This is a genomic window from Grimontia indica (genome assembly GCF_000333895.2).
In the GTDB taxonomy this organism is placed as follows: Bacteria; Pseudomonadota; Gammaproteobacteria; order Enterobacterales; family Vibrionaceae; genus Enterovibrio; species Enterovibrio indicus.
Window position 1 is genome coordinate 174,512 of the sequence record NZ_ANFM02000027.1, and the last position, 15,356, is coordinate 189,867.

The window sequence follows — 15,356 nt, forward strand, 5'->3', positions numbered from 1 at the left end:
GTAGTCAGGCGTTGGTAATCATAAGGATGTGGCTGTAAATGTTGATCTTCTTTCTACCTCTGTTTTTGGTTTTTCTTCTCGTCGGCATGCCGGTGTTTTTCGCGCTGCTCGCCGCTCCGGGCTTCATGCTATATGCCGAAGGTATGGACAGGGATATTCCCCTGCTGTTTCGTAATATCTACAACGGTATCGACTCTTTCCCGCTGATGGCTATTCCATTCTTCATGCTCGCGGGGGAGGTAATGAACCGGAGTGGGATCACCCTGAGTCTGGTGAATTTCTCGCAATCACTTATCGGTCATGTACGCGGTGGTCTGGCTCACGTCAACGTGATGTCGAGCATGCTGTTTGCGGGGCTTTCCGGTTCTGCCGTGGCGGATACCTCTGCTATTGGTTCGATGATGATCCCTGCGATGGAGAAGAACGGGTATTCCCGTAAGTTTGCGGCAGCCATTACCGCGGCCTCCTCAGTGATTGGCCCAATCATTCCGCCTTCCGGCATCATGATTATTTACGCCTACACCATGGAAATTTCCGTGGCGGCACTGTTTGCGGCGGGAGTGGTTCCGGGCGTGATGATTGGTGGTGGCTTGATGCTGTTGATCGCGCTGCTGGCGAAAAGCCAGAACCTGCCGATTGCCAGTGAAAAAGCAACATGGCGTGAACGCGGAACAGCCACCAGAAAGGCCTTCTGGCCGCTGTTGACACCCGTGATCATTCTGGGCGGCATATTGGGTGGTATCTTTACACCGACTGAAGCTTCTGCCGTTGCGGTGCTTTATACCTTGGTTGTCGGCATGTTCGTGCTTCGCACTGTGAAGCTGAAAGACATCCCGGACATTTTTACCGCAAGTGCCAAGTCGTCAGCCGTAATTCTATTGTTGGTTGGCGCAGCACTGGCGTTCAAAACCGTGGTATCGCTTTCCCATGCGGCAGAATCCATGGCGCATTGGACACTGAGTATCAGTGAGAACCCGCTGATCTTACTGTTCCTTATCAACATTTTGCTTTTTATAGTTGGCATGTTCCTCGATGCAGGTCCGGCCATCATTATTCTGGGGCCAATTCTGGCGCCGGTTTTTGTCAGTCTGGGCATAGACCCAGTGCATTTCGCCATCATCATGAGCGTGAATCTCACGGTGGGATTGGCGACGCCTCCAATGGGACTGGTGCTGTTTGTGGCATCAAGCGTATCTGGCGAGAAAGTCGAAACGTTGTCCCGCGCGATTCTGCCGTTTCTGGCAGTGGAAGTGGTAGTGATCTTCCTGATTACGTTTTTCCCGTCTCTTTCTATGACCATTCCGCAATGGCTGGGTCTGGCATGAGCCGGTTTGGTTTTTTTACTCTTAACAAGCAACCGAGAACGTAAGTTCTCACCTTATGTGGAACAGCCTTTGGGCTGGCAATCACGGAAGTGAAAAGGTGAAGTATGAAAATAACGGTAAATAAAATGCGTACAGCATTGAAGGGAAGTGCACTGGCGTTGTTGGCTGGATTAATGACCACCACAGCATTGTCAGTGCCTGCCATGGCGGCGGACTTCAACCTTCGCGCAGTGGCTAACTCCAACGAAAATGACGAAGACTATGATGGCCTGATCGTCTTTAAAGACTTCGTTGAATCTCACTCGAACGGCAAAATCAAAGTTGATCTCTATATCGGTACCCAGCTTTGCGGTAACGGTACCGAGTGTATTCAGGCGGTAGAAGACGGTTCAGTCGATATCTACATTTCTACCTCTGGCGGTGCGGCGAACATGTTCCCGTACATTCAGGTTCTCGACCTTCCGTATGTCCTGCCAGATGACCGCACGGCAGAAGCCGTTCTACAGGGCGATTTCGTACGTGAACTGCGCAAAGCAATCCTTGCGGACACTGACGACAAACTGCGTTTGATGGCGATCGGTAATACCGGGGGCTGGCGTAACTTTGCCAATACCAAGCGTACAGTGAAACAGCCAAGTGATTTGGAAGGCCTGAAAATCCGCACCGTGGTTGCTGACTTGCCACAGGAACTGGTGAAAGCACTGGGTGCAAGCCCTACGCCAATCCCATGGCCTGAGCTTTACACCTCATTCCAGACGGGTGTGGTTGAAGGCTCGAAAAACGGTATCACCGATATCATGGGCATGAAGTTCCCAGAAGCAGGCTTGAAATACGTTACCTTGGATGGCCATGCCTACATGTCAGCGCTTTGGTACATGAACAACGAAGCCTTCCTAGATATGCCACCAGAGCTACGTAAAGTGATTGTGGATGGCTTCCGTGCACTGCAACAGGCAACGTTTGCTTCTCCGAAGCGTAAATCGATTGCTGCTTACGATGCCTTCAAGAAAGCCGGCGGTAAGCTTTACGTGCCTACTCCGGAAGAAAAAGCCAAGTTCCAGGAATCCGCAGCGCCGGTTTATATCTGGTTCCAAGAGAACGTGAAAGACGGCAAGAAGTGGTTTGATTTGCTCAAATCAGAATCCGAAAAAGCGCAACAACAGATTGGCGCAGCGGATAAAGCAGACCTCTCTTAACGGTTTGTAAGGGAATAAAAAATCAGCCTCTCGGGGCTGATTTTTCTTTTTACTCAGTTTGGCTATTTCAACAAGGGATCAATCGCCGCCTGCCAGTCTTCCAAGCTGGAATGGTGGTCGACCGGAACCAAGCCCGCATTGTTAATAAACACCGTGGGTGTAGCCCAGACTGATCGTGTAGCTGCATAGCGAATCGGCGTTCTGCCTTGCTCGTAAACATCGCTGCTGTCCATTCGCTCGATGAAAGCCTCACGGTCAACTTTGCCATGTTCCACGGCATAATCAGCAACCAAGTTTCTCAGATCTTCATGGGTCTTATGGAGAAACTGGCCGTTGTAGAACGTATCCTGCCGCTCATACAGGAAGGTGGCGAAGCGATAAAACTTCTCTGCATCACCCTCTGCCAAAGCAAATAACCCCAAACTCATGTCCCACGCCTGACGGTGGTTACTTAGCGTAATGAGGTGAGTTTTCAGGCTCACGGACTGCCCTTTGTAATGTTCCATTACCGCCATCAGGTTCGGCCAGATAGCACGCGAATGCGGGCATTGAATGTCGATGAAAACATCGATGGTGACGGATGCGGCTGGGTCACCAAGTAGAACACCACTTGGGCGGTGGGGAATGGGTATGCTCATAACGTCCTTGTCCTTAGCTCGTTGTTATTGTGTTGAGCTAAGTGTAGCTAACGGATTCAGGTCGTCTCTAGACCCTAGTTGAGTCACTAATGCGACTTTGAATCAGTACGTTATGCAATAAAAGTCTGTCTGAAACGGATGATACCTTTAGGCGTAAATTCGATAACTCTTGAGTCCGGTAATTGTTGCGCCCAACCTTGGCTCAGCAAATGTTCCAATATCCATTTTCCTAGGCTTCCCGCTATGTGCGTTCGCCTTTCACTCCAATCCAGGCAGGCTTTACAAACAGGACGCTTTTGTCTTTCAAGCGCTTCGATGTCAGCACCCAAGTCAATAAAGAATGCTTTCCCTTTTTCCGTCAGCTTGGCTTCAATTAACGCATCTTCAATCAAACCTTGCGCCACCAGAGAATCATAGAGTTGAACCGCAACTTCACCCGCTAGGTGGTCATAACATACACGTGAATGACGAAGTGATGCATCGCTAGGTCCAGTCGGAATGGGTTTGATGGTAGCGGTTACGTTCATGAGTTGTTCGAGTAATTCTGCGATTTCATAACCGGCAAGTTGGAAGTATCGATGTCGGCCTTGTTTACGCACTACCAGCAAACCACCTTCGACCAACTTTGCCAGGTGACTGCTGGCGGTTTGCGCGGAAATATCGGCTTCCAACGCCAGTTCAGTTGCGGTCAACGCCTTACCGCCAAGCAGTGCAATGAGCATTTTTGATCGGGCGCTATCGGCAACAAGCGCGGCGGTTTGAGTGATGTCCGGTTCCATTTCAAAAACTCGATGATTTGACTGGGATAAGGTTAGCAGTCGGGGCTAGGGAATACTTCGACGACGCTCGAAGCATAGGGAGATTTCAACGCTTAAGCTGTTATCCAACGCTCAATATGGATAAGGACGTGGCGCCATGATCACCTGTTTCATTGAATACCGTATCGACCCGTTCAAACAAAGTCAGTTTGAAAAATATGCCAAGAACTGGGGAAAGATTATTCCTGAGTGTGGAGGCGATTTACTGGGCTATTTCATGCCCCATGAAGGTACTAACGATGTGGCCTATGGCCTGATTTCGTTTCCAGATTTAGCGTCGTATGAAAGCTACCGCGAGCGGCTTAGATCGGATGAGGCTGGGAAGCGTAATTTTCTTTTCGCCAACAAAGAGCAGTTTATTGCAGCTGAAAAACGCTCATTCCTAAGAGTGGTGGACGCGACCTACAAGCAAGAAGCGAGGGTAGCAAAATGATCGCCGTTATCTTTGAAGTGGAGCCCCATGCGGAGCACAAAAGCACGTATCTTGACATAGCTGCCGTACTTCGTGAGGAACTGATGGAGGTGGAAGGCTTTATCTCAGTAGAGCGCTTTCAGAGTCTGACTAATGAGGAACATATGTTGTCGCTGTCCTTCTGGGAAAGTGAAGAAGCGATCGCTCATTGGCGGAATAACCTTCGTCATCAACTGGCGCAGCAAAAAGGAAAAGAAAGCTTGTTTAAAAACTATCGTATTCGCGTTGCAAACGTGGTGAGAGATTACGGGCTGGATGCCCAGCAAGGAGAAGAACGATGAGAGTGGTTGCGGTTTTTACTGATACTCCAGAGATGCTTGAACACCGTAAACAGCATGGTCAGGCACATCTCGATTTTCTGCGTGCCAACCAATCAGAGATTCTGGTTGGCGGTGGGCTAAGAGATGAAGAGGGGGGCGCGTATGTGGGTGGTCTTTGGATCATGGAGGTAGCAAGTCTGGCTCGTGCAAAGGCGATTATCGAACAAGACCCTTATTACGTACCTGAGTTTCGTAGCTACCAATTAAAAGTTTGGGGTAAAGCGTTTGATGAAGACGTAATTATATGAAATGTGGAAACTATTCGATTTAAAGGTCAAAAGTCTGATTTGAGGTAACTGTCTAAATATACAGTGTTTTAATGTGGTAAGGTTCGTGCAGATTTTCGTTTCAAAGCCCAAGGAAGACCATGAGAGACGTTGTATTAAAGAACCTGCGCGAACGTTTTCAATCTTTGAATGAGATTGTCGATACCTTAAACCCAGAGCTGTTTACCACCCATTTGAATGTACCGAAGAATAAGTCTGTTGGTGAGCATATGTGGTGTATTGTCGGTGCACGGGAGAGCTATACGAAATCGTTGTTGAAAGGTGAATGGGCAGGCTTTGAATGTTCATTGGCGTCGACCGAACGCCGTGGCGATGTGATCGAGAAACTGAAATCTTCCCAAGACGCGTTCGATGAAGTGGTAAATACCATTAGCCATTGGACGCCAGAGCGCGACGAGTTATTGGTTTATTTGCTTGAACACGAAGCAACCCATGAAGCGCAATTGATTCGTCACATCTTCGCTCTGGAGCAAACGTTGCCTGAATCGGTAAAGTGGGCTTAAACAATCCGCAAATGCAAGAGAAAGGGAGAGCCTAAGCTCTCCCTTCCTCTTATCTTTCCCCTATTATGGATGACTCAGCTAGACTGAATCGTCTTCTGTGGCGGTCTCCACTTTAATCTTGAAATAGTGCTTACGGTCAGTGGTATCTGGAAAGCTGACGGCTTCGTCATCGGTATTCAGCAGCGGTATTTCCACGTAGAACTTCTTCGCGCCAGCTGCATTTTTCCACAAACGTATTCTGGCGGGCATGACTAATAGGGACGTTGGCAGTTTCGGTGCTGGCGTTCCTGATGTCTTCTTGATTTCGTCGACCAGATAGTTCGCCGAAACCGACAACAGGTTCATGTCGATATCATCAAAATCTTCGCTCAGAAACGGTATGTCGGTAGAGATAGTGAAGACTTTTCCAGGTTCGATAGACACCCCCTTGAAGTTGTGTACGTACGTGCCGAAGTACAAAGTGTCCAACTTATGCTGGCCTGCAATACCAATTGAATCAGCAGATAAGGAAACATCTTTCCCTGCGCCAGGTAGCTTTTTGTCTTTGGCAGAAAACACCACTTTCCAACCATGAGGGAGGTGGTTCTTCGGTGGTGAAATTTCGTAGATCCAAGGTCTGAACAGCACGGTTCTGGTCGCGGAAAACAACCCCTGTAATTCCACTGCACCGCCTTTCTCCGCTTGCAGATCACCAGCCGCCCGCTCATGTTCGTCATAAGGGGTGATATGTAGGTGAGCGATAGAGGGGGGACGAACGTTGACTAAAGAACCCAAATCATCCGACCTTGGATGCGTATAGTGGTTGCCACTCAGTCCACTATAGATATTGCTGTCTGGATTATTAGACCTTGGCGTCTCCCAAAATAAACGCGCTTTACAATAAGTCACCCGGCGTGAATCTGTCGGTGTACTGGTGATCACCAGTTCATTCTGTCTCGCGTCAGCAGTGAATACGATAAGGCTGGTCCAACGCAGAGGGTTGCGGTCCGCTCGGTCACCATACTGGGTCGTATTGAAGGGGTCGTAATTGTTGCTGTCGAAATGGTGTTCGGCGCTGCCGGTTTGCATCGAGTTGGAAGAAGCCCCCATATATAACGCTCCGCCTTTGTTGCCGTAGCAGTCAAAGTTACCGAGATCGTTCGAAGAGGCAATGTAGGTCCATTTACGGTGAACCTCCAGCTGACCATCCGGGGTTGGCCAGCGGTTTTCATCAGTCGGGTTTCTGCTGCCAAGAGTAGGGTCTGACATATAGATGCCCCAACCGTCATTGTTGACCGCGGCACAGCCGATGAAACTGTTGTGCATGTAGTCTTCATAACCACCGGGGAAATACCACCCGTCGAGCCCATTTTCACGCGCCATCAGGTTGACATGGGTGTTGTACGCGCCATCAATACCGACAAACCCGTTCCAAGGCATAGCATCAACGACGATGTTCATAAACTCGTTGTAAGAAGCGCGGGCAGTGGTGGAATAGTTGCCGGGTAGATACGGAGTCATCTGAGAAAGCAGGGTGTAATGGGGTTCCAAATTGTAGAAAGAGACTTCAACGGTTTTGGTGTTAGAGGGCAGCCCACCCGGCACCACCACGGTGGTGGTTGTGTCCAAGCGTTTAATTGGCTTGTGATACACCCGCGTTTCGCCTTCTTCATGCGGTTTGCTGGTGGTTTGTTTGTCGGAGGCTTTGATCCCAACGTATTTGCCATCGAGCTTTTTGCCGATGTTCGCAATGCGGACAATCTCTTTGCCGTTCGCATCGTAGGCGCGCACCCATCGCACGAGGGGAACATCAATGGTGTCGTCCAGCAGTACTTCCTTTGAATCCGTGTAGGTGCCGCGTGCAGGTACGATGATTTCGGTATCTCCTTCGCCGTTATTCAGCGTGAAATCGGTGATTCCTTCCCACACCTGAGGCAATCCAAATCGTTTTTGTGGCAGGCGGTTGGGTTGACCTGCCCAATATTTGGGGGAGTTGGGTTGAGAGCTGGCAGCGATACTCGGTTGGGGGGGCGTATGTCCAATCATAATGCCATTGCCGCCATCGCCAGGGTCTTTCAGACAGCCGCTTACAGCAAAGTCAAAGATACGGCTGGAGCCGCACTGGGTGTAGATCCCATCGTTATTTGACCCGCCAATAGGACACAGCGCCGTGGGGTGGGTAGTGACATCCCGTAATGCACCGGATAGCGCTTTTCGCCTGACATAACTGCCTTGCCCGCGAAAGGTGCCGGAGCCTGTGGGGATTAGCAGGTTACCGACGATGGGGAAGTAGCCTTTTCCCATCACCACATGAAAGTCATACCTTTCATCTGAAGGAGGGACGAGATTCCCGTTGATATCTCTGAGCCTCATTGCCATTTCAAGCTTCACCTGATTGCGCTGCGCCATGGCGATGACGCCTTCACGATCTCTTTGCCAGCGCGCTTTCGCTGCTTGAGGCGTCAGACCAACAGATTCAAGTTCAATGGTCAGTTCACCTGTTTCCAGCAGGCTTATCAGCCAGTTGTAGAGAAAGCGGAGTAAACGTGTGAAGGCGTCTGTCGTCATGCGGACAGGCGTAGCGAAGAAGCTCCATGCTCTGGGGAAGCGTTGACGTAAATTGCACATAATTGGCAGCTCTTATTCATCCATTGTTTGTGCAACTTTACGATATGCTTGGTCATTAAAATGTCCAATAATGGCGACATTTTTGGTATGTAAATACTTGCTATTACTATTGGCTAATGATGGAGGGTTATTGCTGGAACTGTAAAAAATGCCGGCAACTCGCCGGCAAAAAAACACTCAGGAAAGAGACAAAAACCTAGGGGCTGTTGACCTTTGGTGGTTGAATTTTGTTCTACCTATAAGCGTTTTAGGCGCGGCGAGGTGTGTGCCGCCTAAATACACCTCAACAAAGCATAAAACGCTTAGAGTACGGGACGCGCAGTCGAACCCTTCGGGCAGCGTTTGTGGGGAATTTCTGCTGCGTTATCGGCTTCTCATGTAGGCCAGCTACACATCGACGCCTCTGCCTTGCATAAAATCCCCACAAACTGCTGCAAAAATCGTCACCAAAGATCAACAGCCCCTAGAGGTAATGGGCATATTTCCCAGACGAATTACCATCGCCGTTAAGTGCTTTACCTTCAGTTAGTTGGATTTCTCTGGTTGTGGATATGGGTGGCGATGGCATCCATTAAAGGTGGGGAGAGACAATCATAGGGCTCTAACCCCAGCGTTTTGAGTTGATCACGAATCGCCTCCATTTGATTCGGCGGCGTACCTGATTCGATGATTGATGACACAAATGCCGCAAATTCCGGTGCTGACCACCCCTCTTCGCTCGACAATTCTGTGTGAACAAAATCGAGGCCGTAGAATGGATGATTGGTATCTTCAATTCGTCCATACATGTGCACACCGCAATCGCGGCACGCGTGGCGTTGAATCGCAGCACTTTCATCTATGATGGAGAGTTTATCGGCGTTCTGTTCCACCGAAACATGGTCTTTGGGCACCACAGCGACCTGGGAGAAGGTCGCTCCTTCTGGTTTCCAGCACTTAGAACAGCCGCAGACATGATTGTGAGCAGTTTGGGCAGAAACGCTGACCACGACAGGGTCGTTGTTGCAGTTACATGTTAAGGAACCGCCAGAGAAGCCAGCGACCTCGTTTGTTCGCACGCCTTTGTCGACGGCGGGATGAATCGAAATTGTCATAGGAAACACCTTAGCAATAGCATCCTTGATTACCTTCCACATGGTTAAACCTCCATGCTCTATTGCTTTCCACATGGGTCAGCCCACGGAAAAACCTTGGGGATGTGTGACCGCCAAACGTTGAGATCTCATGACCTCAAAGAAGTGGCAGTATAAGCCTAATGCGGCGGGATTGGGTTGAGTACGGCTGGAATGGCAAAAGACTGTTGTGGAAGGTGATATGGGGCTTATCAGTGAACAGAAAACAAAAAAAGCGCCATCAAAGATGGCGCGAAAACGCTTGTGCGTTAATGGATTAGTTGATATCAAATCGGTCGTTATTCATCACTTTTGTCCAAGCGAGAACAAAGTCATCAATAAACTTTTGCTGAGCGTCATTAGAGGCGTAAACCTCGGCAATGGAGCGCAATTCGGCATTTGAGCCAAAGATGAGATCGACAGGTGTCGCCGTCCATTTTTGGTCTCCTGTTGCACGGTCATAGCCTACATAGATGCCTTCTTCCGTTTCAGAAGGTGCCCACGCATTCGACATATCCAGCAGATTCACAAAGAAGGCATTATTCAAAGTGCCGGGTTTATCAGTAAATACGCCGTTGGTCGAACCGTCGCTGTTGGCATTCATGGCACGCATACCACCAACCAGTGCTGTCATTTCAGGTACGGTCAGTGTCAACAGGTCTGCTCGTTCAACCAGCATTTCTGCCGGAGAACGGTAGTTGCGAGAAGCATCGTAGTAGTTTCGGAACGCATCGGCCGTGGGTTCAAGCACAGCAAACGATTCGGCATCAGTCATTTCCTGACTGGCGTCTGTTCGCCCTGGATTGAACGAAACAGAGACATCGAAACCGCCGTCTTTGGCTGCTTTCTCAATGGCTGCGTTGCCACCAAGGACAATCACATCTGCCAGAGACACTTGGGTATCACCTGCGTCTTTGTTAAATGCTTTCTGAACCTTGGTTAGTGCTTTCAGCGTTTTCTGTAGTTCTTTAGGATTGTTTACCGCCCAGTCGATCTGAGGTTGAAGGGCCACGCGAGCACCGTTTGCACCGCCACGCATGTCGGTGCCACGATAACTGGCAGCTGAGGCCCATGCGGCTCTTACCAATTCAGGGACAGTGAGCCCTGTTTCCCAAATGGCGGCCTTGATGTCCTGAGCTTGTTGGTCAGTGATCAACGGGTGCTCAACAGCGGGAACCGGGTCTTGCCACACCAGAATCTCTTCTGGAATTTCAGCGCCGATATAGCGTGCTCGAGGGCCAAGGTCACGGTGGTTTAGCTTGAACCAGGCTTTTGCGAAGGCCAGTTCAAAATCCTCCGGATTTTGGCGGAAACGCTCTGCAATCGCACGGAACTGAGGATCTTCTTTGAGTGCCAGATCAGTGGTGAACATGATGGGGGCATGGCGCTTGGTTGGATCGTGCGCATCAGGCACAAGAAGTTTGGCGCTTTCGCTGTCAGGAACCCATTGCTTCGCGCCTGCAGGGCTTTCAGTAAGTACCCAATTGAAATTAAACAGGTTATCCAGAAAGTTGGTGGTCCATTGTGTTGGGGTGACAGTCCATGCGCCTTCCAGTCCGCTGGTAATGGTGTCTTTACCGTTACCATCGCCACACTTGTTTTTCCAACCAAAGCCTTGGTCTTCGACAGGTGCAGCAGCAGGTGCATCGCCCAAGCACTCTTCTGGTTTGTGCGCACCATGTGCCTTACCGAAAGTGTGGCCGCCAGCTATTAGCGCCACGATTTCTTCATCATTCATCGCCATGCGGCCGAATGAGTGACGGATATCTTTGGCTGCTGCAAGTGGGTCCGGGTTACCGCCGGGGCCTTCCGGATTAACGTAAATCAGACCCATTTGAACCGCGGCGAGTCCTTCTTGCAGATTGCCGTTTTCGTCGCGGCGTTCATCCGCCAGCATTTCTTCTTCGGGGCCCCAATAAACCAGATCCGGTTCCCAGTCATCTTCACGTCCACCAGCGAATCCGAAGGTTTTAAAACCCATTGACTCAAGGGCTACATTGCCGGTGAGTGCCATCAAATCAGCCCAGGAAAGTGCCGCACCGTACTTTTGCTTCACCGGCCAAAGTAGGCGACGAGCTTTGTCGAGATTGCCGTTATCTGGCCAGCTGTTGAGTGGGTCGAAGCGTTGTTGACCACCGCCTGCACCGCCGCGTCCGTCATGAACACGATAAGTTCCTGCTGCGTGCCACGCCATACGAATGAAGAAAGGCCCGTAGTGTCCATAATCTGCCGGCCACCAGGGCTGAGACGTCGTTAAGACCTCTGAAATATCCTTCTTAACTTGATTGAGGTCGAGCTGCGCGAATGCAGATGCATAGTCAAAGCTTTCGCCATAAGGATTGGATTCCAGACCATGATCTCTTAGTGGAGCTAGATTGAGCTGATCAGGCCACCAAAACTGATTAGATTTTGGCTCGCCTTGGGCCATAACAGGGGAAGAGAGTAAAGCTCCAGATAATGCAATGGAGAGTAGCGTACGTTTAAACATAATTGCCTCCTTTGAGTCGTGCCAACTGCTTTTTCTTTTTTGTTAAATACTCATTAACCTTTGGTGTTAATGAGTGTTTCGTTTGGTAGGTTCATCAGAAATTTTGAATAATACTAATTTTTAGAAATACATGTTTTTTTGTTTGTGAATTGATTCCTTAATCGGTTTTGATCGTTTCCATTAGCTTTTTCTTAAATTTTTAGACAGGTAAGCACAAAGAAACTCCTGCAATATGCGCGTTACGATGAATGGCTAACATGCTGTGAGTGCGAGGAAAGTTATAGCTTACCTAAACGAATATAATTATTCGTTAATTGTTTTTGTCCAAATGTTCGTCACGCTTGGATTATAGGAATAGAAACCACAATCGATAAAAGGGAAATAATCGATGGCTATGATTGGTAAAAGCGAATAGGGAGTTCTATTGAATTTAGTATGGTTTAATAAGTGACTAATAAATAATGGGATGCGTGAATTGTGAGAGATAATAAATTGAAAGTCCTTTGTTGTATTCTAATGATAAATTAATTCTTTTCTCATCTTTAATTTCTGTATTTCATAATTTTATGCATTTAATTGCTTAGTGGTGAATATAAGAATATTGGAAAATAGATGATTACAGAGTGTATTCATAAACTTGCGTATTGAAAGGCCCGGTGCAAAGAATAGGCGCTGTGGGGCGGTTTCATCTGTGTATTTTAGGGATCCCGCAGGAAACCTGATTGAGGTTTCGAGCTATCTCTAAACTTCTTATGTTGATCTCTGCGGGGTTATGTGGACAGGGTAAACTCCTTGTTTCTCTCGATAAAACAAGGAAGTAGTGTGCAGGATCTCTCTGAATTCTGGTCTGGAGAAGACTACGACCAACAATATGCCCATCTCTATGAAGATGACATTGCTCTCATTGAACAGGTGATAGAGGAGAAGCAAGCAAAGAGCCTGCTTGATATCTGCTGCGGAACCGGAATCGTGACCATTCCATTGGCAGAAAAACTCGAACACGTAGTGGGTGTCGATCTTTCTCCTGATATGCTGAAGCGCGCCAAGCAGAAAGCCAGTCCAACGCTTGCTGTCAGGTTTTTAGAACATAATGCAGTCACTTTTTCACTGCAGTCACGGTTTGATGTCGTGATTATGACGGGCAACGCCTTTCAAGCCTTTGCAAACGATAAGGACTTTGCAAGGTTACTGTCGAACATCGCAGCGCACTTAAACCCTGAAGGGGTATTTATCTTTGATACCCGCCTGCCGACACCTCAAAATCTAGCTTTGGACGATGATTTTAAAGCTTGCCCCAGCTACCTTGATGTGAAAGGTGAACAAGTCCAATGTTTTAGGCGTGCGGCAAGATATGATAAAGAAAACAAAGTATTGTATTCACTGTCCCGACGCATCTATGCCGATGGTAGCGTCAAAGAAACAAGCATTGACCTGAAATATCGTTCAATAGAAACCATTGAGCTATGTCTCACCGAGGCAGGTTTTATTGTCGACAAGCGCTATGCTGACTGGCGAAGATCTAAATGGTCAGAGAACTCGAACTCGCTGATCTGTGTTGCTAAGAAGGTCAACAGACCCTAAGAAGAGGTAAATACCTATGTTTACGCGTCAAATCTCGGATGACCTCTCTATAGCGTTAGTTCAGCCCTCTTTTGCTAAAAACTTCTACGAAATCGTGTGCCGAGAGCGAGAGTATTTATCCCAATGGTTGGCCTGGCCTCCTCACGCCAATGGAGAGGCATTCTTTGAGAGCTTCGTAAAGCGCTCGCTTCATGACTATGCGGAAGGTAAATCTCTGACCTGCGCCATGGTCTATTGTGGTGAGGTTGTGGGCAATATCAGTTTCAACTCTATTAACCATGAGCTCAAGAAAGTCGAGATCGGTTATTGGCTGAGTGAATCTTTTCAGGGAAAAGGCATTGCTTCGCGCTGTGTTCAGGCTTTGATAGATATCGCTTTCCAAGAGTTGGAAATGGAAAAAGTACAAATCGCAGCGGCAACGGAGAATCGGCCAAGTCGAAAACTGGCTGAACGCCTTGGCTTTGTGCTTGAAGGAATTATCACCCGAAATGAAAATCTTAACGGTCGCGTGGTAGACCATGCGATCTATGGACTTAGCAGAAAAGGAGAATAATCTTGGCGATCATCTACTTCATTCTTGCCGTTCTTGGGGCACTGTTGCCCTATGCCGCTTTTGGAGTTTGGCTGGTGGAGAATGGCCTAAATGTTTCTCAGCTTCTTGCAGATGTGATGGCAAACCCTATCAGCATAATGGCTTGGTTGGATGTCGTTATCGCGGCTGTGGCGCTTATTGTTTTCATCGTGGTCGATGGCAAGGATAACAACGTAAGACTTCGCGGTTGGGCGATTGCAGGTACATTGACGATCGGCGTGGCTTTTGGGCTGCCTTTCTATCTATTCCTCAAAGAAAGCGACCAAAAATGATTCAAAACAGTCTGTAGCACTTGAAAATCCCTTGGCGAGACACAAGGTTGTCTTTATCGAGACGCCAACGCTTAGGGATAACAGCTGATATGGATTACCTGATTGCAGTAACACTTTTCGCGATTTCTGCCTCTGCTACACCAGGCCCAAACAATCTTCTTTTAATGTCCTCCGGTGCTAATTTTGGCGTAAAGAAAAGCCTGCCGCTGATGTGTGGGATTTGCTTTGGTTTCGCGCTGATGCTGTTTCTGGTAGGCGTCGGATTTGGGCAAATTTTCCAGCAGTTTCCTGAGCTCCACTTCATCATTAAATGTGTTGGTACGGCTTATCTTCTCTATCTTGCTTTCTTGATTGCCCGCTCTGGTGAAGTAGCGGAAAGCGACACGGAAGCCAAACCACTGACGTTCATGAAAGGCGCACTGTTCCAATGGGTGAACGCCAAAGCATGGGTGGTTGCAACGGGAGCGATTGCCGCTTTCACTACTTTAGGCGCTGGGTATTACAGCCAAAATTTGACTATTGCCGCGACCTTCTTTGTGGTGTCATTTCCCAGCGTAGGGATTTGGTTATTGTTCGGGTCGGCATTGAAACGGGTTCTGTCATCTCCAGCCCGTCGTAAAGCATTTAATTACTTTATGGCGGCGTTATTGGTATTGTCCGTCGTCCCCGTGATTTTGGAAATTTTCAAAGCGATATGAAGACAATAACGCACCGGTTGGCAACCATCGAAGACTACGAGTTTCTGCTGGAAGTAAAAAAGCAGGCAGAAGGGGAAGTGGTTGAAGCGGTATTTGGTTGGGACGACGATGTGCAACGGCGTATTCATCAAGAAGAATGGGAAGACGCGACGCCTCAGGTGATTGAGCTTGATGGTGAGCGTATCGGTAGCTTCTTGCTTCAGAAGTACGATAATCATTATTACTTTCGCCGTTTTTTCGTCTGGCCTGAGTGTCAGGGCAAAGGTATTGGCTCCTCTATCCTGCACGCATGTTTGGATAAAGCCGACAGCGAAGGCTTGCCCGTCAAACTCAGTTATCTGCAAGGAAACCGGGTTTCTGCTCTGTATCAACGTTTTGGCTTCAAGTACGTGAATGAAGATGAGCACTTTGTTTATATGGAAAGAAGGGCCAAATCATAAGGAATCA

At 48.5% G+C, this 15,356-nt stretch carries 16 protein-coding genes and 1 pseudogene; 12 read left to right on the plus strand and 5 right to left on the minus strand.

All coding sequences use genetic code 11. From position 1 onward, the window contains the following. Window positions 1-38 precede the first annotated feature (38 nt). Entirely contained in the window at window positions 39-1,325 is a 1,287-nt protein-coding gene (locus D515_RS15845; RefSeq protein ID WP_002540010.1) for a TRAP transporter large permease, read from the plus strand. Window positions 1,326-1,429: 104 nt separating this feature from the next. Beyond that, window positions 1,430-2,521: a TRAP transporter substrate-binding protein gene (locus D515_RS15850; protein ID WP_002540012.1), complete on the plus strand. Its 1,092-nt coding sequence runs from the start codon at window positions 1,430-1,432 to the stop codon at window positions 2,519-2,521. Between the two features lie 62 nt (window positions 2,522-2,583). Here the strand turns inward: D515_RS15850 and D515_RS15855 are convergent, their stop codons facing one another. After that, the gene (locus D515_RS15855) at window positions 2,584-3,159 is read right to left on the minus strand and encodes a DsbA family protein (protein WP_002540013.1); all 576 of its coding nucleotides are present in this window, start codon (window positions 3,157-3,159) and stop codon (window positions 2,584-2,586) included. A 110-nt stretch (window positions 3,160-3,269) separates the two neighbouring features. Next, window positions 3,270-3,938, minus strand: coding sequence for an ArsR/SmtB family transcription factor (locus D515_RS15860; protein WP_002540014.1), 669 nt, complete (start codon window positions 3,936-3,938; stop codon window positions 3,270-3,272). A 136-nt stretch (window positions 3,939-4,074) separates the two neighbouring features. On the opposite strand from D515_RS15860, the gene D515_RS15865 reads away from it, so the two are divergent. The 4 genes from D515_RS15865 to D515_RS15880 all read left to right on the plus strand — a co-directional run bounded on the left by D515_RS15865 (window position 4,075) and on the right by D515_RS15880 (window position 5,559). Then, window positions 4,075-4,410 carry an NIPSNAP family protein gene (locus D515_RS15865; RefSeq protein WP_002540015.1) on the plus strand — a complete coding sequence of 112 codons (336 nt, stop codon included), beginning with the start codon at window positions 4,075-4,077 and terminating at the stop codon, window positions 4,408-4,410. Beyond that, complete coding sequence (locus D515_RS15870) at window positions 4,407-4,730, plus strand: antibiotic biosynthesis monooxygenase family protein (RefSeq protein ID WP_039850198.1); 324 nt, start codon at window positions 4,407-4,409, stop codon at window positions 4,728-4,730. The genes D515_RS15865 and D515_RS15870 overlap by 4 nt, the downstream gene beginning before the upstream one ends. After that, window positions 4,727-5,017 carry a YciI family protein gene (locus D515_RS15875; protein WP_002540017.1) on the plus strand — a complete coding sequence of 97 codons (291 nt, stop codon included), beginning with the start codon at window positions 4,727-4,729 and terminating at the stop codon, window positions 5,015-5,017. Before D515_RS15870 ends, D515_RS15875 begins: the two co-directional genes overlap by 4 nt. A gap of 119 nt (window positions 5,018-5,136) precedes the next feature. Next, entirely contained in the window at window positions 5,137-5,559 is a 423-nt protein-coding gene (locus D515_RS15880; protein WP_002540018.1) for a hypothetical protein, read from the plus strand. A gap of 78 nt (window positions 5,560-5,637) precedes the next feature. Here D515_RS15880 and D515_RS15885 read toward each other — a convergent pair whose 3' ends face one another. The 3 genes from D515_RS15885 to katG form a co-directional block, all read right to left on the minus strand. Beyond that, window positions 5,638-8,166 (minus strand): hypothetical protein, encoded by a 2,529-nt coding sequence (locus D515_RS15885; RefSeq protein ID WP_002540019.1) that lies wholly within the window; start codon window positions 8,164-8,166, stop codon window positions 5,638-5,640. A 521-nt stretch (window positions 8,167-8,687) separates the two neighbouring features. Continuing rightward, a complete protein-coding gene (gene gfa / locus D515_RS15890) occupies window positions 8,688-9,302 on the minus strand; it encodes an S-(hydroxymethyl)glutathione synthase (protein ID WP_002540020.1) in 615 nt (204 codons plus the stop codon). Window positions 9,303-9,555: 253 nt separating this feature from the next. Beyond that, complete coding sequence (gene katG / locus D515_RS15895; protein WP_002540021.1) at window positions 9,556-11,766, minus strand: catalase/peroxidase HPI; 2,211 nt, start codon at window positions 11,764-11,766, stop codon at window positions 9,556-9,558. Window positions 11,767-12,407: 641 nt separating this feature from the next. Here katG and D515_RS26450 point away from each other — a divergent pair. The 6 genes and pseudogenes from D515_RS26450 to D515_RS15920 all read left to right on the plus strand — a co-directional run. Continuing rightward, window positions 12,408-12,511, plus strand: a pseudogene (locus tag D515_RS26450) (VOC family protein); the annotation flags it as partial. A 77-nt stretch (window positions 12,512-12,588) separates the two neighbouring features. After that, entirely contained in the window at window positions 12,589-13,347 is a 759-nt protein-coding gene (locus tag D515_RS15900; RefSeq protein ID WP_002540022.1) for a class I SAM-dependent DNA methyltransferase, read from the plus strand. A gap of 16 nt (window positions 13,348-13,363) precedes the next feature. Continuing rightward, window positions 13,364-13,900 (plus strand): GNAT family N-acetyltransferase, encoded by a 537-nt coding sequence (locus D515_RS15905; protein ID WP_002540023.1) that lies wholly within the window; start codon window positions 13,364-13,366, stop codon window positions 13,898-13,900. Between the two features lie 2 nt (window positions 13,901-13,902). After that, window positions 13,903-14,211, plus strand: coding sequence for a DUF2834 domain-containing protein (locus D515_RS15910; RefSeq protein ID WP_002540024.1), 309 nt, complete (start codon window positions 13,903-13,905; stop codon window positions 14,209-14,211). Window positions 14,212-14,300: 89 nt separating this feature from the next. Next, on the plus strand, window positions 14,301-14,909 hold the full coding sequence (locus D515_RS15915; RefSeq protein WP_002540025.1) for a LysE family translocator: 609 nt from the start codon (window positions 14,301-14,303) through the stop codon (window positions 14,907-14,909). Then, the gene (locus tag D515_RS15920; RefSeq protein WP_039850199.1) at window positions 14,906-15,349 is read left to right on the plus strand and encodes a GNAT family N-acetyltransferase; all 444 of its coding nucleotides are present in this window, start codon (window positions 14,906-14,908) and stop codon (window positions 15,347-15,349) included. The genes D515_RS15915 and D515_RS15920 overlap by 4 nt, the downstream gene beginning before the upstream one ends. Window positions 15,350-15,356: the final 7 nt, after the last annotated feature.